Genomic DNA, 17635 nt, shown 5'->3' with positions numbered 1-17635 from the left:
ACCACCGCGTGAGCACTCCCCTTCCGACCAGCGGCGATGCTGATAGCAGCGGATATCAAATCCGTAGGAACCAGCCCACCGAGCCGCCCCTCGACCTCGTCCGCGCCGACGGGTCGGTCATCGTGCCGGCCGCCGTCGCAGGCGAGGTGCTGCGGGCCCTCGTCCGAGACCTCACCGCCCGCGTACGCGCCGACGGGGGCGAAGTCCCCCCGGACGTCCGCCGACTGTTCTACGCGCTGCACGCGGCTGCACAGCACGCCGAGCACCGCGCCACCACCGGCACTCGAATCGAACGCAGTTCCGATAACGGCACCGCGCCGCCCGCCCCTGCCACGGTGACCGAGGTGTCGGTCGACGAGGCCGCCGCACTGCTCGGCTGCTCACCCGAGTACGTGCGGCGCCTTACCCGCCGCGGCACCCTCGCAGCTCGCCGCATAGGCCGCCGCGCATGGGCGATCGACCGGACCGCCCTCGATGACTACCGCCACGGGAGAACCGCAGCATGACCGAGACCCCCACCATCGAGCAGGCCCGCGAAGCCCTCGCGACCGCCGAGACCGAGAAGACCGAAGCCGAGGAGCTGGCCGCCGCCCTTGCTGACAAGGTGCGCGCCGGCGACGACAGCGTGAAGCCGAAGGACATCACCGCTGCCCGCGAGCTCGCCGAGTTTGCCGACCTGCGTATCACTGCTGCCCGCCGCAAGCTCGCCGCCGCCGAGGAAGCCGAACGCCACGCCCGCGCCGAGGCCGTCGCCGCTGATGTTCGCGACCTGCTCAAGAACGAGGACCCCGACGACATCGCCGCGAAGGTGACCGCGGCTGTCGAGGCAGTCGCCGCCCTGTACTTCGCGACCGAAGCGCGTCGCCTCCGAGTGCTGGAGATGTCCGGCCGCGTCCGGTTCATCGCCAACGAGCTGGAGGTTGCAGGGTTCCACCCCGTGACGGAACTGCAAAAGCGGTACGGCATCAGCGCCGATCACGACTCTGTGGCGATCTGCGAGCCGGAGCGCATAGGCACCGTCGGTGTCACGCCCGCCCTCGCGATCGCTGCGGTCGTCGGCATGGCCGTACGCGACAACGGCAAGCAGGCGGAGATCTCGGAGCAGATGAGCTACCTGTCGTCTCGTGTCGAGACGTTCGTAGCCCAGGTTCCGGCACTGCGCGACATCTTCAACAAGGATGGGAGCACCAAGTGACCATCGGGACGTACAACTTCGACCGCCTGCACGAGACTGCCGCCACCCCGGAACCCCCACCGCGTCAGACCGCCCCGCAGCAGACCGGCTGGGTGTCGCCGACCGCGCGCCGGTTCGCCGAGAATCAGGCCCGCCTCGCGGCCGAGGCCGCCGAGGACCGCTACCGAGTCCCCGAGACCCGCGAGCAACTGATCGCCATGAAGAGCGCCGACCAGACCCGCACGTACCTCGAACACCGTGAGACGTACGACCAGCTCATGGACTCCACGTGACCGACGAGGACCAGGCCGACGAGCAGTCGCCCGCCTTCCGAGCATGACCGGCCCCGGCGCACCCACCGCGCCGGGGCTTCGCCATGTTCCCCACGTTGCGCGCAACCGCCCCGCGACCGCGCCATGCGCGCAATCTCCGGCAATCCGTGGGCGCCACCCCGTCACCCGCCGCCATCCTGGTCACCCGACCAGTTACCCGGAGGGCGACATGACGCTCAGGTTCCTCGGCACCACCAGCGAGCACGGCAACTGCCCGACCCTGTACGAGGTCGTCGAGACCGGTGACATCGTCGTCCAGGGCGACCAACTCACCGACACCGAGCACCTCGCACAGCTCCGTGACCTCGGCGTCCAGGAATCCGCCGTCGTCATCCCCCGTGACCTGCTGACCCGCTTTGCCCCCAAGGAGTGAACGTGCCGCCCCTGGTCCCCTTCGAGGAGATCACTCACCTGTTCGCCGAGTTCGAGCACACCGCGTTCCGGCTGGAGACCCGCCGCAGCTATGCCACCGACCGCGCCGGCGCCCGCTTCCAGGCGTTCATGCGAGGCGTCGACCCTGCGCCGGAACCCGAGCACCCATGGAACGTGAACGTGCGGGACAAGGCCGAACAGGGCGGCCGGTTCTCCCGCGTCCGAATCATCGACAAGCCGCCCACGGACGGACAGCGGTTCCTCATGGCCACCGCTGCGGGCAACACCGCCGCGGGGGAAGATATCCGAGTCTTGCCCCGATCCGAAGCCGTCCGTATCGGCCTGCCGGACTGGGACTTCTGGCTGTTCGACTCCCGAACCCTGGTACGCATGCACATCGACGACACCGACACCACGATCGGCGTCGAGGTCATCGAGGACCCTGCCGAAGTGCTCACCGCGTGCCGGACCCGTGACGCTGCGGTTGCCGCGGCGCGGCCTTCTGCGCAGGTGTGGGCGCAGGTACGTTCGTCCGTGTGAGCACCGACTTTCAGCATGGGCGTGAGGCCCTCGGCGCGCGGCTCCGCGAGCTCCGCGTCGAGGCCGGCCTCGACGGCAAGGCCCTCGCCGATCGTCTCGGCTGGCAGCGCTCCAAAGTGTCCCGCCTCCAGAACGGACACCAGACCGCCACGGAAAACGACTTGGCGGCATGGGCCGAAGCGGTCGGAGCACCCGGGCAGGCCGCCGAGCTGAAAGCCCGACTTCGCGGCCTCGAATCACAGCAACGGCACTGGCGTCGCCAACTCGCCGCCGGACACACGCCCGTACAGGACCGGTACGTCGTCGAGTACCACCGCACCGCCACCGTGCGCGGCTACGAAACGAGCGTCGTACCCGGCCTGTTCCAGACCCCCGACTACGCCCGTCGGCTCCTGGCGCAGAACGCCGAGCTGATGCGCTCGCCGCGCGACACCGACGCCGCCGTACAGGCCCGCATGCGCCGCCAAGAGGTCTTGTACCAGCCGGGCAAGCTGTTCCGCGTGCTGATCTGGGAAGCGGCCTTGCACGTCGTCGTCGGTACTGGCGAGGAGATGGCCGGCCAACTCGACCGCCTGGTCGGTCTGATCGGCATGTCCACCGTCGAGCTTGGCATCGTTCCGCTCGGCGCGAGGATGCCCATCACGCCGAAGCATGGGTTCTGGATCTTCGATGAGGAACGCGTCGTCGTTGAGACCGTCAACACCGAGTTGCAGTACGACTCCGCCGATGACCTCGCACTGTACGGGCGCGTGTGGGACCACCTCGCCGAGACCGCGGCGTACGGGGCCAAGGCGCACCGGTTGATCGCCCGCGCCCGAAGCACGGTTGCAGCAACCTGAGCAACCGGCCTCAACCCACGTAGGGGCCCGCGCAATCCGGCGCAATCAGCCCGACAGGCCCGGTGTCTGCTTCCTACCGTCCCCACATGACCAGACGCACACCCACGCCGCGCATCAAGACCGGCACGAGGATGCGAGTTGTGCTCGCGGGCGACGCTCGTGACGAGGGGCGAGTCATGAGACGGAAGACCCCGCCATGCCTTCACCTCTAACCGTCGAAACGCTGTGCTCGGCCATCGAGCAGGCGACCGGCGACGTGGCCACCGTGAGTCGCCGCGGCGGGTACGTCCGCGTCTACGTGGCCGCGCCACAGGCTGACGACGCGCTCCGAGACCTGCTTGACGTCCTGCTCACTGCGGACGCCTGGGGGAGCAGCGACGGCACGGGACAGCTCCGCATGTGGGCCGCCCTGGTCACGAGGGGCGAGTCATGAGCCCGCGTCCGACGATCCCGCCGGCCGACACGCTGACGTACGCGCAGCATCAGGGATGGGCGTGCGTCTACTGCGGCACGTCACTCCAGGACGGGGCCGTGAGCGTAGGGCGCGCGTTCGCTCAGCTCTCCGAAGGGCACGCGCTCGACATCGAGGTCTACGCCTGCAAGGTCCCGTGCATCCGGCCGAAGAAGAGGCGGGCGCGATGACTGCCGGGGTCCTCATCTGCTGCCGGTGCGACTTCTCGATTCAGCCGGGCGAGCGAGCAGCGAAGCATGTGCACGACCGGCCGACGGGCGTCCCGCTGGTCGAGTACAGCCATGCCAACGGGTGCTCTCCATATCCCCTGCTCGCGGTGTTGAGGAGCACCAAGAGCAGGGCGGGGTAGCGCTGGCCGTTCCATCCAGTCGCGCCCCGCATGGGACGACCCCCGAGACGCCGGCATCGGGGGCCGTCCTGTTACTTCCTACGCCTTCTCGATCGTCTTCCTGTTGTCGCCCGCCGCGTAGGGCCACAACTGGACCACCCGAACCCGCGGCGCCATACCTGGCGGATAGAGCTGGAACTTCCACGCTCCCCGGTACGCCAGAGCGATCGTCGCCAGGGCGAATTCCACGGCCTCTTGCGGGCTCTGGCCGGCCTTCTCGAACACCGCGAGATGCGCGCCCATGGCGTCGGTCATCTCGATCATGGCGGCGCTCACCGGCCGCTTACCCAACGCCTCATCGGGAACCGCCGGGGCGTCTGTCGTGGTCGACACGGCTTCCATGTCCCTGCGCGCGGTATGACGGGATACCCCCAGCTCAGCTGCTATCTCCGTCGAATTCTTGCCCGCGTCGACGAGGTGGCGCACCAACACCTGGCGCAGCTCGCGAGACAGCTCAACCACGGCTCACGTCCCCGTTCCGAGACGCCACGCAGATCACGCCCTCGCGCTTCCTCTGTTCCGTCGTCGCCTCCTCGGCGAGCCTGGCGCGAAGGTAGTCGGCGTTCCAACCGATGTCCGCCGGGTCCTCGGCGAGCGCGGCCGTGGCAACCGTGCGGGCATGGGCGGCGCGGTCCAGGATCCGCCGGTCGTAGTCAGGGGTGTCATAGGGCAAGGTGATGGCGTCGAGGACAACCGCGAGCAACTCGCGCACGGCACCGTCCGGGATACGGTCTGGCATAGGTCTGGGCTCCTTGATCAGAAGGGGTTCGGATCAAGGCCCCGCCCGGCGTTGCAGTCGCCGAGGCGGGGCCGACGTCGTGTCGGCGGCGCGGTGGTCACGTGGTCACACGAGTGGTCACGGACGGGCTGAAGAGGGCCGACACGGGGCGGTATCAAGCGGCGGAGCCCTAAGCCGCTGACCTGCATGGGAAGCAAGAAACGTCACCGGGCATCACCCGGCGGCATGTCTGAACCTGAACTTTTAATCCATTGGTTGTGGGTTCGAGTCCCACAGGGTCTACGGAAGAGCCCCCGGTTCAGAGCGATCTGAGCCGGGGGCTTGTTTCGTTCCGCGGGCTGTCAGCCGGCCGTGAGTCCCGTGAGTCCCGTGAGTTCCGTGCGCTCCGTGAGTTCCTGCAGCGGCAGCGTGTGCTGGGTCTGGAGGACCTTGGCGCGGAGGTAGCGGACGTTGTGGGCGGTGGTGAAGACGCCCGTCGGGACACGGCGGGAGACCGTGATGCCGAGCTCGCGGAGCTGTTCGGCCTTGTCCGGGTTGTTGGAGAGCAGGTCCAGGGAGTCGATGCCGAGGGCCCGGAGCATCTGGGCGGCCGCGGTGTAGTCGCGGTCGTCCTCGGGCAGACCGAGGGCCGCGTTGGCCGCGTAGGTGTCCAGGCCCTGGTCCTGGAGGGCGTACGCGTCGAGCTTGTTGTAGAGGCCGATGCCGCGGCCCTCCTGGCGCAGGTACAGCAGGACGCCGCCGCGGTCCGCGATCTGTTCCACCGCCTCGCGCAGCTGGGGTCCGCAGTCGCAGCGGGCCGAGCCGAACACATCGCCGGTCAGGCACTCGGAGTGCAGTCGCACCAGCGGGTTCGGGCCGGGTTCGCCGAGGACGACGGCCAGGTGCTCCTTGCCGTCGTCGAGGCCGTGGAAGGTCACGAGCTGGGCGTCGACGGAGTAGCCGTCGCCGAAGCGCAGGGGTACGCGGACGCGGGTGCGCACGGTGGCGGTGGGGTGGTCGCGCATGGAGTCTCTCCGTCCGGCGGGTTCGTACGGGGCTGTGTGCTTCAGATTTGAAGCACAGCCACGGAACGAGACACTACATCTGCTTCAAACTTCAAGCAATGGGGTTCACGCCCCCCTCGAGCGCCTCACGAGGAGCAGGAACGCCGCCGCCAGGGCAGATCTTCCCCGGGCGCCCCGGAATCCCCGCCCTGGATCGCCCGGGTGATGGTTCCGCAGATCTCGTCCAGCTGCCGCACCTGCTCGGGGGTCAGATGGTCGAAGATCGCCGTCCGCACCGTCTCGACGTGCCCCGGCGCGACCCGCTCCAGGAGGGCCATGCCCTCGTCGGTGAGGACGGCCATGTGCCCGCGCCGGTCGGTGGGGCAGCCCTCCCGGCGTACGGTGCCGTCCTTCTCCAGCCGGGTCACGGCGTACGTCAGACGGCTGCGGGTGATCTTCTGGGCCTCGGCGAGGTCGGTCATCCGCAGCCTCCGCTCCGGAGCCTCGGACAACTTGGCCAGGATGGAGTAGTAAAGGTGGGGCATCCCCGCCTCCGCCTGGAGCCGGCGGTCGATGGCGTCCTCCAGGAGGGAGCTCGCGGAGAGGTACGAGCGCCAGGCGCGCTGTTCGGCGGCGGTGAGCCAGCGGGTCGTCATGAGACCAGTCTAGGTATTGTTTAAAACTTGAACCACTGCGCTCGAATCGCCGCGCGCGTGCGACCGGAGGAAGCGTCCCGATGCCCCGTCCCTACGTCCTGCTGTCCGCCGCCGTCTCTCTCGACGGCTTCCTGGACGACACCGGCCCCGAGCGGCTGCTGCTCTCGGGCCCGGCCGACTTCGACCGGGTCGACGAGGTGCGGGCGTCCAGCGACGCGATCCTGGTGGGCGCCGGCACCCTGCGCACGGACAATCCGCGGCTTCTGGTCAACTCCGCCGAACGGCGCGCGGCCCGTGTCGCCGGCGGCCGCCCCGCATACCCCCTGAAGGTCACCGTCACCGGTTCCGGCGAGCTCGACCCGGGGGCCCAGTTCTGGCACACGGGCGGCGAGAAGGTGGTCTACACGACGGACGAGGGCGCGCCGCGGGCGTCCGCCCTGCTGAAGGGCATCGTCGGCGTGGACGTCGTCCCGACCGGCCCCGCACTCGACTGGCGTGTGCTCCTGGAACACCTTCACGACGTACGGGGGGTGCGCCGCCTCATGGTCGAAGGGGGCGGCAAGGTCCACACCCAGCTCGTGCGCGAGGAGCTCGCCGACGAACTGCAGCTCGCCGTCGCCCCCCTCTTCGTCGGGCAGCCGGACGCGCCGCGGCTGTTCGGGACCGGGCGGTACCCCCAGGGCCGGATGCGGCTGGTGGAGACGCGGCCCGTCGGCGACGTCGTCCTCATCCGCTACGTCCCCACCGCGCCCGGCACCGGCTCGCGCGCCTCCGCCGCGGACCGGCGGTGGTTGGAGCTCGCCTGTGAGCTGGCGGAGCTGTGCCCGCCCTCGAAGACCGCGTTCAGCGTGGGCGCCGTCGTGGTCGCGGCCGACGGGACCGAGCTGGCCCGGGGCCACTCCCGCGAGGGCGGCGATCCCGTCGTGCACGCCGAGGAGGCCGCCCTCGCCAAGATCGGCCCGGCCGATCCCCGGCTGGCCGCCGCCACCGTCTACAGCAGCCTCGAACCGTGCGCCCACCGCGCCTCCCGGCCCGCGCCGTGCGCCCGGCTCATCCTGGACGCCGGTGTGCGGCGGGTCGTCACCGCCTGGCGCGAGCCCGACACGTTCGTCAGGGACGCCGACGGCAACGGGCTCCTCGCCGCCGCGGGCGCCGAGGTCGCCGTCCTTCCCGAGTACGCGGACCGCGCCGAGGCCCCCAACCGGCATCTGACGGCGAGGTAGAAGCAGGGGAGAAGCCGGGCAGCGGCAGGGGAGAGGCCGGGTGCCCGCGCCGCTGGAGGGGCGGGCTTGAACGGGTGTGCTTCGGGTCCCGCGGATGGCGTACACTGGTTTCAACGACGCGGGGTGGAGCAGCTCGGTAGCTCGCTGGGCTCATAACCCAGAGGTCGCAGGTTCAAATCCTGTCCCCGCTACTGAAGGCCAAGGGCCGGAACTCGGATTCACGAGTTCCGGCCCTTGGTGTTTGTCCCGACCGGTTCCGCCGACCGCGCCGAGTCCTTTTCCCGGCTTCTTCCGGCTTCCTCCGGCTCCTTTCACCTTCCTTTGGCCGCTTTCGCGTTCTTCGGGCCGCGGTTCCCCGGAGCCGGTCCCGGTTCGCGTGGTTCTCCGTGCCGGTCCCGGTCCGCTCCGGCGGGCGGTGTCCTCCCCCGGTCGGGTCACACAGGTCGCCCGCCGCCCCCGCACCGGGTCTTCTGGACAGGTGGGGCAGCCAGGAGGTGAGCGGCGGACCGGACAGCCTCGTGACCGGGCCGGCCGGCTGTCCCGCGAGCCCGGGAGCGTCCCGCCCCCCGGTCCGGCGACGGGAGCGGCCCCGCGCGGGATCGCGCGCGCACGCGCCTTCGTCCGGACCCTGCCCGTGCTGTTCGTCGCCGCCGGGGTCGTCTACGACTACCTCACCCCCTCGGAATTCACCGCGACCCCCCTGTTCGCGGCCGCGCCCCTGGTCGCCGCACCCCTCTACTCGCTGCGCGGAACCGTTCTCGCCGGCGTCCTCGCCGTCGCCGCGGTGCTCGCGACCCACTCCGTCCTCGGCATCGTCCTTCAGGTCGACGCCGTCACCGAGGTGGTCACCGTCGCGATGGCCTCGGTCCTCGCCGTCCTCATCAACACCGTCGTCCGGCGCGGCGACGAGCGGCTCGCCTCCGTCCGGGAGATCGCCGAGTTCGCGCAGCGGGCCGTGCTGCCCGAGCCCGAGGAGCGGATCGCCGGACTGGAGGTCGCGGCCCGGTACGAGGCGGCGCAGGAGGACGCCTTCATCGGCGGGGACCTGTACGCCGTGCAGGACTCCCCGCACGGCGTACGGCTGGTCGTCGGGGACGTACGGGGGAAGGGGATGACCGCGGTGGCCACCGTCGCGACGGTGGTCGGGGCGTTCCGGGAGGCGGCCGAGCGGGAGGCGACCCTGGAGGGCGTCGCGGAGCGCCTGGAGCGGGCGCTGACGCGCGCGGGCACCCGCCGCGACAGCGTCGACGCGGCCGAGGGGTTCACGACCGCCGTCCTCGCCGAGATCCCGCACGGCGAGGACGCCGTACGCGTCGTCAACCGCGGCCATCCGCCGCCCCTGCTGCTGCGTCCCGACGGCACGCTCCTCACGCTCTCCGCCGAATCCTTCGCGCTGCCCCTCGGGATGAGTGAACTGGGCGGCCTGCCCGCGCCGACGGTGCGGGAGGGATTCCCCCGCGGGGCGACGCTGCTGCTGCACACCGACGGACTGTCCGAGGCCCGTGACGCGCGGGGGGAGTTCTTCGATCCGGCCGGCTGGCTGGCCGGACGGGTCTTTCCGGGTCCCGACGCACTGCTGGCCGCCCTCTACGAGGCGGCCCTCCGGCACACGGGCGGCGCGCTGACGGACGACCTGGCGCTGCTCGCCGTCCGGCGCCCGTGACGGGTGCCCGCCGAGCGAAGTCGCGCGTCGCCCGGGAGGTCTTCCGCCCCCCCCGGGCGACGGCTTTTCCGGGCTCGGTCACGAACGGTGAGCGTACGGTGTCCCTCCGCCTAGCATCTGACTGGCCATCAGAGAAACCCGTGTCGACACCATGAGGTCAACTCGCCCGTTTTTCATCGTTCATGACCCCAAAGTCCTGGCCAAGAGCCGTTAATGATCAGTCGGAACAGCTTGGAATTCGGTGCCTGGGTCTATTAACGTTCGATAACGCAGCGCGGTCGTTACAGCCGTCACAAGAGGTGGCTCCGTGCGCACGCGCCGAATCCCGCAAGGGAACCGGGGAACCAACTCGTGGGGTGAATCGAGCGTATTCCGCCGTGGAAGCACGGTGGCCGTACGCGCGTAGGAGACCTTCCTGCTCCGAACCCGTCAGCTAACCCGGTAGGCGGCAAGGAAGGAAAGGAGTGCGCCCACGTGGCGTCCAACCGGCCCGCTCAGCCAACCTCGTTCACGCCGAACGAAACACACACCTTCGGCTACGGCAAGGACGAGGGACCCTGGGAGGAGTGGAATCCCACCGCGGATTCCGTCGCTCCCGTCCGCGGCCGGCACCGCACGGGCAAGCAGCGCGGCGGAGGTCTCGCCCGCAGCTCCACGGTTCTCGGCGTCGGCGTCATAGCCGCCGTCGGAGCGGGTGGTATCGCCAGCGCCGCTCCGGGCAAGCCGCCCGTCTCGATCTCGCTGCCCGACCTGTCGTCGGTCACCGATTCGGCGAGGGCGCTGATATCGGACGGCGGGTCCAGCACTCCCAAGGGCTCCACGACCCCGCTCACCAGCGCCGGTCTGACCACCGCCGACGCGGCCCAGGGCGCCACCGCCGGTGAGGCGCTGCGCGACCGCATCATGCAGCAGGCCCAGTCGCAGCAGAACCAGGCCGACACCGCCACGCAGCAGGCCGCCCAGACGGCCGCCGCGAAGAAGGCCGTCGCGCTCGCCGCCAAGCAGCAGGACGAAGCCGAGGCCAAGGCCGACGCGGTGAAGGAGAAGGCGGAGGAAGCGGCCAAGGCGAAGGCCGAGCAGGAGCGCCTCGCCGAGCTCGCCAAGAGCTACTCGCTGCCGACGTCCTCGTACACGCTGACCTCGACCTTCGGCGAGGCCGGTGCCCTGTGGTCCTCCGGCTACCACACCGGACTCGACTTCGCGGCGCCCACCGGCACGCTCATCAAGGCGGTCCACAGCGGCACCATCACCGAGGCCGGCTGGGCCGGATCGTACGGCTACCGCACGATCCTCACCCTCGACGACGGTACGGAGCTGTGGTTCTGCCACCAGTCGTCCATCAGCGTCAGCGTGGGCCAGAAGGTCGCCACGGGTGATGTCATCGGGCGGGTGGGCGCGACGGGCAATGTCACCGGGGCGCACCTGCACCTCGAAGTGCACCCCGGCGGCGCCGCCACCGGCATCGACCCGATGGCGTGGCTCCAGAGCAAGGGCCTCAACCCCTGATTTCCGATCTCCGGCAGCCCTGACGTCAACCCCCCCGACGTCAGGGCTGTTGGTCGTCCGGGGCACGGACGCCCGGCACGCGGCGGCCCGGGACACGCAGGCCCGCCCAGGTGATTGCGGAATACATCCATCCGGGAACGGCGTTGACCCCTTACATGACTTCTCTTCGCAAGCTCGGTGCGTCCGACCTCGAGGTCTTCCCGCTCTCCCTCGGGGGCAACGTCTTCGGCTGGACGGCCGACGAGACCCGGTCCTTCGCCGTGCTCGACGCCTACGCCGCCGCCGGCGGCAACTTCCTCGACACGGCCGACTCCTACTCCGCCTGGATCGAGGGCAACGAGGGCGGCGAGTCGGAGACCATCATCGGCAAGTGGCTGAGGACCCGCGGCAACCGCGAGGACATCGTGGTCGCCACCAAGGTCAGCCAGCACCCCGCGTACCCGGGTCTGTCCGGCGCCAACATCAAGGCGGCTGCCGACGCGTCGCTGCGCCGCCTGGGCACCGACCACATCGACCTCTACTACACGCACTTCGACAAGCCGGAGGTGCCGGTCGACGAGATCATCGGCGCCCTCGACGAGCTGGTGAAGGCGGGCAAGGTGCGGCACATCGCCGCCTCCAACATCTCCCCGGAGCGGCTTCAGGAGTCCCTGGAGTTCTCCGACCGCGAGGGCCTCGCGCGCTACGTCGCGCTTCAGCCGCACTACAACCTGGTCTCGCGCGACACCTACGAGGGGCCCCTCCAGGAGGTCGCCTCCCGGGCCGGTCTGGCCGCCGTCCCGTACTTCGCGCTCGCCTCCGGTTTCCTCACCGGCAAGTACCGCCCCGGAACGACGGTCGACTCGGCCCGGGCCGCGGGCGCCGCCAAGCACCTCGGCACGGAACGCGGGCCGCGGGTCCTCGCCGCCCTCGACGAGATCGCCGCGGCCCACGGCGTCGCGGTCCCGACCGTCGCGCTCGCCTGGCTGGCCGCACAGCCGACGGTCGCCGCGCCCATCGCCTCCGCCCGCACCGTGGAGCAGCTCCCGGCCCTGCTGGGGGTCGCGGAACTGGTGCTGACGGACGAGGAACTGACGCGCTTGACGCAGGCGTCGGCGTAACGGCCGGAGCACCGGTACGCGGGACCGGTGGACACCACCGGTCCCGCGTGGCGCCGCATGATCCCAACGGCGGGGGCTGCCGGACACGGCCTAGGAGCGGTACGGGTTGTACGCGGGGTACGGGGCCGGTGCGGACGCCTGTGCCGGCGGGCCGTAGGGCCGGGCCGGCGGGACCATGCGGCCGTACCCGGGGGCCGGCCAGGGCGGCGGCGCGGGCAGCGGTGCCGTGGCGCGGGCCGCGTAGGCGAGGGCCGGCCGGGCGATCTCCCGGCGGCGCCACAGCTCGTCGAGCAACTCGCGCTCCCGTACGACGAAGTCGGCGCCCGCGCGGCCCCGCCGCCCCCGGTGGCGCAGGAACGCCAGCGAGGTCGCGTACGCCTCGTACTCCGCCACCGAGCGTGCCGCGCCCTTCCCGAAGTGGTGGCCCGCGTACTCGCGCGCGAGCTGCCGCGCCCGCATCGAGCCGAGGACCCACGGCTCGGCCGCGCCCAGCCAGCCGGCGGCGGTGTACACGGGCAGTTCGGCGCGCACGGTCCGCAGCTCGCGCTGCCGGGTCCAGACGACGAGCCAGGTCAGCAGCCCGAACGCGGGCACCATGAACGCCGCGTACACACCGAAGAAGCCGAACCGGCCGAAGCCGGCCGAGCCGTTCCAGATCGCGTGCATGCCCATCGCGAGCAGCAGTCCGGTGAGGGGCAGCAGCACCCGGCGCGCGTGCTGGCGTTCGGCGGACAGTGCCGCGACGCCGAAGCCGATGCCGGTCAGCACGGTGAACAGCGGGTGCGCGAAGGGCGACATCACCACCCGGACGAAGAACGTCGCCGCGGTGACCGAGGCGATCCCGCTCTCCCCGCTGAGCTGGTCGGTGCCGAACGCGGTGCCGAGATAGAGGATGTTCTCGGTGAAGGCGAAGCCGGTGGCGGTGACCCCGGCGATGACGACACCGTCGACGATCCCCGTGAAGTCCCGTCTGCGGAAGAGGAACACGAGCAGGACGGCCGCCGCCTTCGCCGACTCCTCGACGACGGGCGCTATGACGGTCGCGCCGAGCGTGTCGGCGCCGGAGGGATCCGCGGTCGTCATGGCGATCCAGCGGGTCGCGAAGCTGTTGGCGACGATCGCGATGAGCGCGGCCGCGCAGGCGCCCCAGGCGAAGGAGAAGAACAGGTTCCGCCAGGGGCCCGGTTCGACCCGGTCCAGCCACCGGAAGGCGGCTATGAGCAGCGGCACGGGGAACACGGCCAGTCCGAGGCCGACCAGGAAGCCCTCGGTCCCGGTCTGTTCGCGGACGAGGGCGAGGATCACCAGACCCGACATCGCGAGCAGCGTGATCAGCGCTCCGTACCGCACCCAGCCCCGCTGCCACCAGTGCGGATGTCGCAGCGCAGGTCCGGCGGGGGCGCCGGGCTGGTTCGGGTACGGCGGATGGATGGCCACGGCATTGACCCTAACGAGGGAGGGCGTGGCCCGCGACGGTAACCGGCGTCCCCGGGGTCTCCCGGTGGACGCCTGCCGGTGTGTGCGGGTCAGTCGCCCGGGGTGTGCAGGTCTCGATGCTGTACGCGCCGGAAGAGGAGGTCGTTCACCACATGACCCTTGTCCAGTCCCTGGCCCTCGAAACGGGTCAGCGGCCGGAACCCGGGACGGGGCGTGAAACCGCCGTCGGGCCGGGTGTTCTCGAACGCGGGGTGCGCGCTCAGCACGTCGAGCATCTGCTCGGCGTACGGCTCCCAGTCCGTCGCGCAGTGCACGAGCGCGCCCGGCGCGAGGCGGGTCGCGGCGAGATCCAGGAACTCCGGCTGGATCAGCCGTCGCTTGTGGTGCCGCTTCTTGGGCCAGGGATCGGGGAAAAAGACGCGCAGTCCGTTCAGGGAGGCGGGCGGCAGCATCTCGCGCAGCAGGATGATCGCGTCCCCGTTGGCGACGCGGATGTTGGTCAGGCTGTTGCGCTCGGCGAGATTGAGCAGGTTGCCCTGCCCCGGTGTGTGCACGTCCACGGCCAGGATCCCGGTCCCCTGGTCCTCGGCCGCCATCTGAGCGGTGGCCTCACCCATGCCGAAGCCGATCTCCAGGACGACGGGCAGGTCCGCCCCGAACAGCTCCGCGAGGTCGAGCGTCCGCTGTCCGTCGATGTCCAGACCCCACCGGGGCCACAGCCGCTCCAACGCGTCGGCCTGCCCGGTCGTCACCCGGCTCCGACGCGGCTGGAAGCTCCGGATCCGCCGCTCGAAGTGCGAGCCGGCGGGGTCCGGCTGCGGTCCGTCGGGGAAGCGGGGTTCGCCCTTGGAGCGGTGGTGACGCGGCGAGCCGTCCTCGGCGGAGGCGGGCCGGGTCTCTTCGGTGGAGTCGAGGAAATCAGACACAGTGAGGTCGATTTTACGGGCGCCGCACCGCGGCCCGCCGCCCGTCCCTGCGGCGGGTGGGGCCGTGGGGGTGGGCCGTCCCGGTGGTGAGTGGGGCCGCGGGGTGGTCAGTGCCTGCGGTGGGCGGGCCGCGCGGTGGCCCGCCCTGGTGGGGAGTGGGGCCGTGGGGTGGGCCGTCCCGGTGGTGGGTGGGCCGCGCGGTGGCCCGCCCTGGTGGTGGGTGGGGCCGTGGGGTGGCTTGTCCCGATGGTGGGTGGACCGCTGCGGCCGCCGGGCGGATCGTGTCCCGGACGGCCGTGGGCCGCCTTTCAGGCCGCCGCCAGCGCCGCCAGTGCCCGGCGGGCGACCTCGCGGCCGATCGGGAGGGAGGCGGTGGCCGCCGGGGACGGCGCGTTCAGTACGTGCACGGTCCTCGGGCCCTCCTTGATCAGGAAGTCGTCCACCAGGGTGCCGTCCCGCAGGACCGCCTGGGCGCGGACACCGGCGGCGGCGGGGACCAGATCCTCCGGGGTCACCGCGGGCAGCAGCCTGCGCACCGCCTCCGTGAACGCCGACTTCGACACCGACCGGCGCAGCTCCCCGGCTCCGTAGCGCCAGTGCCGCCGCGCTATCCGCCAGGAGCCCGGCCAGGACAGGGTCCCGCCCAGTTCACGGGGCCGGATCACCTTCCATCCGTACCCCTCACGGGCGAGCGCGGGAACCGCGTTGGGGCCGATGTGGACACCGCCGTCGATGCCCCGGGTGAGATGGACGCCGAGGAACGGGAAGGCGGGGTCCGGGACCGGATACACCAGGCCCCGCACCAGCTCCGGCCGCGCCAGCGTGTAGTACTCGCCGCGGAAGGGGACGATCCGCATCCCGGGGTCGTCGCCCGTGAGCCGGGCCGTCTCGTCGCAGTGCAGCCCCGCGCAGTTGACGAGCACGCGTCCGCGGACGATCGTCCCGTCGTCCGTGCGCACGGCCACGCCGCGGTGGGCGCGTCGGTCGGCGCGCACGACCCGCGCTCCGTACCGGATCTCCGCCCCGGAGGCCTCCGCGAGCCGGCGGGCCACCGCCACGTAGTCGCAGATGCCCGTGGTGCCGACGTGGATGGCGGCGAGGCCACGGACCTCGGGTTCGTAGTCGGTGAGCTGGGTCGGGCCCAGTTCCTTGACCGGGATGCCGTTCTCCCGGCCGCGCTGCACCAGACCGTGCAGGCGGGGGAGCTCCGACTTCTCCGTCGCGACGATCAGCTTGCCGGTGACGGCGTGCGCGATGTCGTACTCCGCGCAGAACTTGACCATCTCGGCGGCACCCCGCACCGCGTACCGCGCCTTCAGGGAGCCGGGGCGGTAGTAGATCCCGCTGTGGATCACTCCGCTGTTGCGCCCGGTCTGGTGCCGGGCGGGTCCCAGCTCCTTCTCCAGCACCGTCACACGGGTGCCCGGTGCCGCCCGTGTGACGGCATACGCCGTCGACAGACCGACGATCCCCCCGCCGATCACCAGAACATCGCAGTCGTACGCGCTCCGCATCCGCACCACCTCCCGGCCTCGATAGTGCACTGCGCCACTGACAATGCCCTCAAACCCGAGGACCGCGCCCCGCGTTTCCTTCGCGCCGCGGGGCCGTGGCGCCCTGTCCGTGCCCGGGTCGTCGGGCGTTCTCCCTCAGGCGGGAGCCATCAGCAGAGGACGGGCCCGCTCCCGCAGCTCCACCACGCGCGGTTCGTCGCCGTAGGGCTCCAGCCGGTGCAGCAGGTCCTTCACGTACTCGGTGGTGCGCGCGGAGGAGATCCGTCCCGCGACCTCCACCGCTCGCACGCCCTGCTCGCACGCCGCGTCCAGGTTGCCGGACTCCAGCTCGGCGACCGCCGAGACCACCAGGCGGAGTCCGTGCGAACGCACGAACTCCTCCGTCGGCTTCGACAGCGCCTGTTCGGTGAACCGGCGCACCTGGCGCGGTGCCTTCAGGTCGCGGTAGCACTCGGCCGCGTCGGCCGCGAAGCGGTCGTACCCGTAGAAGCCGAGCCAGGACGGGTCGTGGTCGCCGTCACGGGCCCGCTCCAGCCAGCCCTCGGCCGCCTTCAGCGCCGCGCCGGCCGCGTGGGCGTCGCCGGCGCGGGCGTGGGCACGTGCCTCGACGAGCCGGAAGAAGCTCATGGTGCGGGCCGTGGCGAGACCGCGGTTGCGCTCCAGGGCGGCCTGGGCGAGGTCGACGCCCTCGTCGCCGAAGCCGCGGTAGGTCGCCTGGAGGGACATGGACGCCAGGACGTAGCCCCCGAGGGGCACGTCGGCGGCCGCGCGGGCCAGCCGCAGTGCCTGGATGTAGTAGCGCTGCGCCGCCTCCTGCTGGCCCGTGTCGAAGGCCATCCAGCCCGCGAGACGGGTGAGCTCCGCCGACGCGCCGAACAGCGCTCTGCCGACCTCGTCGGAGTAGGAGCCGAGCAGCAAGGGCGCCGCCTCGACCCGCAGGCACTCCGGCACCATGGACGAACGCCAGTCACCGCCCCCGTACTTGGAGTCCCAGCGCCTGGCGTCCTCGGCGGCCTCGCGGAGTTTCAGCACATCGCTGTGGCCGACTTTCAGCGGCGCTCCGGAGCCGTCGCCCGGACTCACCTCGCGCGCCACCGAACTGTCGGCCGGGGTTATCAGCCAGCGTGAGGCGGGCGTCGCGTAGGCGCTCACGGCGAAGGATCCGGCCAGTGACTGCCAGATGCCGCCGCCGGCCCGGCGCCCGGCGAGGTCGAGGCGGTACAGCTCCGTGGCCGACCGCACCGCCTGCCCGACGTCACGGGGGAAGGCGAGGCCCACTTCCGGCGCGGGATCCGCGTCCGCCAGGCCGATCTCGTGGAGCGGCACGGGACGGCCGAGCTTCTGGCCGATGGCGGCCGCGATGAGGTGCGGCGCGGCGCCCTGCGGCACCATGCCCTTCGACACCCAGCGCGCCACCGACGTCTTGTCGTAGCGAAGAGTCAACCCGCGTTGAGCGCCAAGGTCGTTGACGCGACGCGCGAGTCCTGCGTTGCTGATTCCCGCGAGGGCGAGAACGGCGCCGAGTTTTTCGTTCGGCCCGCGTTGCTCCCTGGACATGCGCCACCCCTCGACACAGACGGCTGCCGCACTGGCATAACCACGCGGCATTCGTAAACCCAGCGTAGTTCGCCCGATCCCCAGCGTTAAGGGGCGTACGTCCGGTTGGCGGGATTGTGGTCCGTACGACTGTACGGACTGTCGCGGCGTGCTCCTGTTGTGTGGCTGTGCGCCTGTCCGTGCGCTCTTCTCCGGCCACGGTGGGGAGCGCTTC

The 17635-nt window shown here is 71.2% G+C and carries 20 protein-coding genes, 1 tRNA gene and 1 riboswitch; of the genes, 13 read left to right on the top strand and 8 right to left on the bottom strand.

Annotated features, from left to right (window positions below; genetic code table 11):
• Positions 1-8: 8 nt before the first annotated feature.
• From ACF07B_RS17640 to ACF07B_RS17605, 8 genes are all read left to right on the top strand, one after another.
• Entirely contained in the window at positions 9-506 is a 498-nt protein-coding gene (locus tag ACF07B_RS17640) for a helix-turn-helix domain-containing protein (protein ID WP_392179566.1), read from the top strand.
• Positions 503-1195 (top strand): hypothetical protein, encoded by a 693-nt coding sequence (locus ACF07B_RS17635; protein ID WP_392179565.1) that lies wholly within the window; start codon positions 503-505, stop codon positions 1193-1195. The genes ACF07B_RS17640 and ACF07B_RS17635 overlap by 4 nt, the downstream gene beginning before the upstream one ends.
• Positions 1192-1467 carry a hypothetical protein gene (locus ACF07B_RS17630; protein WP_392179564.1) on the top strand — a complete coding sequence of 92 codons (276 nt, stop codon included), beginning with the start codon at positions 1192-1194 and terminating at the stop codon, positions 1465-1467. The genes ACF07B_RS17635 and ACF07B_RS17630 overlap by 4 nt, the downstream gene beginning before the upstream one ends.
• A gap of 208 nt (positions 1468-1675) precedes the next feature.
• Complete coding sequence (locus ACF07B_RS17625) at positions 1676-1879, top strand: hypothetical protein (RefSeq protein WP_392179563.1); 204 nt, start codon at positions 1676-1678, stop codon at positions 1877-1879.
• 2 nt (positions 1880-1881) lie between these two features.
• Positions 1882-2418 carry a DUF6879 family protein gene (locus ACF07B_RS17620; protein ID WP_392179562.1) on the top strand — a complete coding sequence of 179 codons (537 nt, stop codon included), beginning with the start codon at positions 1882-1884 and terminating at the stop codon, positions 2416-2418.
• A complete protein-coding gene (locus tag ACF07B_RS17615; protein WP_392179561.1) occupies positions 2415-3257 on the top strand; it encodes a helix-turn-helix domain-containing protein in 843 nt (280 codons plus the stop codon). Before ACF07B_RS17620 ends, ACF07B_RS17615 begins: the two co-directional genes overlap by 4 nt.
• 196 nt (positions 3258-3453) lie before the next feature.
• Positions 3454-3690 carry a hypothetical protein gene (locus ACF07B_RS17610; protein ID WP_392179560.1) on the top strand — a complete coding sequence of 79 codons (237 nt, stop codon included), beginning with the start codon at positions 3454-3456 and terminating at the stop codon, positions 3688-3690.
• Positions 3687-3899 (top strand): hypothetical protein, encoded by a 213-nt coding sequence (locus tag ACF07B_RS17605; protein ID WP_392179559.1) that lies wholly within the window; start codon positions 3687-3689, stop codon positions 3897-3899. Before ACF07B_RS17610 ends, ACF07B_RS17605 begins: the two co-directional genes overlap by 4 nt.
• A gap of 257 nt (positions 3900-4156) precedes the next feature.
• On the opposite strand, the gene ACF07B_RS17600 is transcribed toward ACF07B_RS17605, so the two are convergent.
• From ACF07B_RS17600 to ACF07B_RS17585, 4 genes are all read right to left on the bottom strand, one after another.
• Positions 4157-4579 (bottom strand): hypothetical protein, encoded by a 423-nt coding sequence (locus ACF07B_RS17600; RefSeq protein ID WP_392179558.1) that lies wholly within the window; start codon positions 4577-4579, stop codon positions 4157-4159.
• Positions 4572-4856 (bottom strand): hypothetical protein, encoded by a 285-nt coding sequence (locus tag ACF07B_RS17595; protein WP_392179557.1) that lies wholly within the window; start codon positions 4854-4856, stop codon positions 4572-4574. Before ACF07B_RS17595 ends, ACF07B_RS17600 begins: the two co-directional genes overlap by 8 nt.
• A 341-nt stretch (positions 4857-5197) precedes the next feature.
• Complete coding sequence (ribA, locus tag ACF07B_RS17590) at positions 5198-5860, bottom strand: GTP cyclohydrolase II (protein WP_369486380.1); 663 nt, start codon at positions 5858-5860, stop codon at positions 5198-5200.
• Positions 5861-5985: 125 nt separating this feature from the next.
• Complete coding sequence (locus ACF07B_RS17585; RefSeq protein WP_392179556.1) at positions 5986-6495, bottom strand: MarR family winged helix-turn-helix transcriptional regulator; 510 nt, start codon at positions 6493-6495, stop codon at positions 5986-5988.
• A gap of 80 nt (positions 6496-6575) precedes the next feature.
• Here ACF07B_RS17585 and ACF07B_RS17580 point away from each other — a divergent pair, with 80 nt between their 5' ends.
• From ACF07B_RS17580 to ACF07B_RS17560, 5 genes are all read left to right on the top strand, one after another.
• Entirely contained in the window at positions 6576-7718 is a 1143-nt protein-coding gene (locus ACF07B_RS17580; RefSeq protein ID WP_392179555.1) for a dihydrofolate reductase family protein, read from the top strand.
• 117 nt (positions 7719-7835) lie between these two features.
• Positions 7836-7909 (top strand) — tRNA-Met (locus tag ACF07B_RS17575).
• Positions 7910-8196: 287 nt separating this feature from the next.
• Complete coding sequence (locus ACF07B_RS17570) at positions 8197-9381, top strand: PP2C family protein-serine/threonine phosphatase (protein ID WP_392179554.1); 1185 nt, start codon at positions 8197-8199, stop codon at positions 9379-9381.
• 306 nt (positions 9382-9687) lie between these two features.
• Positions 9688-9844, top strand: a riboswitch (cyclic di-AMP (ydaO/yuaA leader).
• An 11-nt stretch (positions 9845-9855) separates the two neighbouring features.
• Positions 9856-10887, top strand: coding sequence for a M23 family metallopeptidase (locus ACF07B_RS17565; protein WP_392179553.1), 1032 nt, complete (start codon positions 9856-9858; stop codon positions 10885-10887).
• A 155-nt stretch (positions 10888-11042) separates the two neighbouring features.
• On the top strand, positions 11043-11987 hold the full coding sequence (locus ACF07B_RS17560) for an aldo/keto reductase (RefSeq protein WP_392179552.1): 945 nt from the start codon (positions 11043-11045) through the stop codon (positions 11985-11987).
• A gap of 90 nt (positions 11988-12077) precedes the next feature.
• Here ACF07B_RS17560 and ACF07B_RS17555 read toward each other — a convergent pair whose 3' ends face one another.
• The 4 genes from ACF07B_RS17555 to ACF07B_RS17540 all read right to left on the bottom strand — a co-directional run bounded on the left by ACF07B_RS17555 (position 12078) and on the right by ACF07B_RS17540 (position 17421).
• The gene (locus tag ACF07B_RS17555; protein ID WP_369486546.1) at positions 12078-13424 is read right to left on the bottom strand and encodes a PrsW family intramembrane metalloprotease; all 1347 of its coding nucleotides are present in this window, start codon (positions 13422-13424) and stop codon (positions 12078-12080) included.
• An 89-nt stretch (positions 13425-13513) separates the two neighbouring features.
• Entirely contained in the window at positions 13514-14350 is an 837-nt protein-coding gene (gene trmB, locus ACF07B_RS17550) for a tRNA (guanosine(46)-N7)-methyltransferase TrmB (protein ID WP_384233727.1), read from the bottom strand.
• 308 nt (positions 14351-14658) lie between these two features.
• A complete protein-coding gene (gene lhgO, locus ACF07B_RS17545; RefSeq protein ID WP_369486544.1) occupies positions 14659-15864 on the bottom strand; it encodes an L-2-hydroxyglutarate oxidase in 1206 nt (401 codons plus the stop codon).
• 135 nt (positions 15865-15999) lie between these two features.
• Positions 16000-17421 (bottom strand): MFS transporter, encoded by a 1422-nt coding sequence (locus ACF07B_RS17540; protein ID WP_369486543.1) that lies wholly within the window; start codon positions 17419-17421, stop codon positions 16000-16002.
• Positions 17422-17635 lie beyond the last annotated feature (214 nt).

This window comes from Streptomyces sp. NPDC015532 (assembly GCF_043078065.1).
Taxonomy (GTDB): domain Bacteria; phylum Actinomycetota; class Actinomycetes; order Streptomycetales; family Streptomycetaceae; genus Streptomyces.
The sequence above is the reverse complement of the archived record's forward strand: the minus strand, read 5'-3'. Positions and strand labels throughout refer to the sequence as shown.

Bases quoted from the DNA above. Each gene is read 5' to 3' on its own strand.
- ACF07B_RS17635 (WP_392179565.1), top strand. From the start codon at position 503: ATGACCGAGACCCCCACCATCGAGCAGGCCCGCGAAGCCCTCGCGACC.
- ACF07B_RS17625 (WP_392179563.1), top strand. From the start codon at position 1,676: ATGACGCTCAGGTTCCTCGGCACCACCAGCGAGCACGGCAACTGCCCG.
- ACF07B_RS17610 (WP_392179560.1), top strand. From the start codon at position 3,454: ATGCCTTCACCTCTAACCGTCGAAACGCTGTGCTCGGCCATCGAGCAG.
- ACF07B_RS17605 (WP_392179559.1), top strand. From the start codon at position 3,687: ATGAGCCCGCGTCCGACGATCCCGCCGGCCGACACGCTGACGTACGCG.
- ACF07B_RS17595 (WP_392179557.1), bottom strand. From the start codon at position 4,856: ATGCCAGACCGTATCCCGGACGGTGCCGTGCGCGAGTTGCTCGCGGTT.
- ribA (WP_369486380.1), bottom strand. From the start codon at position 5,860: ATGCGCGACCACCCCACCGCCACCGTGCGCACCCGCGTCCGCGTACCC.
- ACF07B_RS17585 (WP_392179556.1), bottom strand. From the start codon at position 6,495: ATGACGACCCGCTGGCTCACCGCCGCCGAACAGCGCGCCTGGCGCTCG.
- ACF07B_RS17580 (WP_392179555.1), top strand. From the start codon at position 6,576: ATGCCCCGTCCCTACGTCCTGCTGTCCGCCGCCGTCTCTCTCGACGGC.
- ACF07B_RS17560 (WP_392179552.1), top strand. From the start codon at position 11,043: ATGACTTCTCTTCGCAAGCTCGGTGCGTCCGACCTCGAGGTCTTCCCG.
- lhgO (WP_369486544.1), bottom strand. From the start codon at position 15,864: ATGCGGAGCGCGTACGACTGCGATGTTCTGGTGATCGGCGGGGGGATC.
- ACF07B_RS17540 (WP_369486543.1), bottom strand. From the start codon at position 17,421: ATGTCCAGGGAGCAACGCGGGCCGAACGAAAAACTCGGCGCCGTTCTC.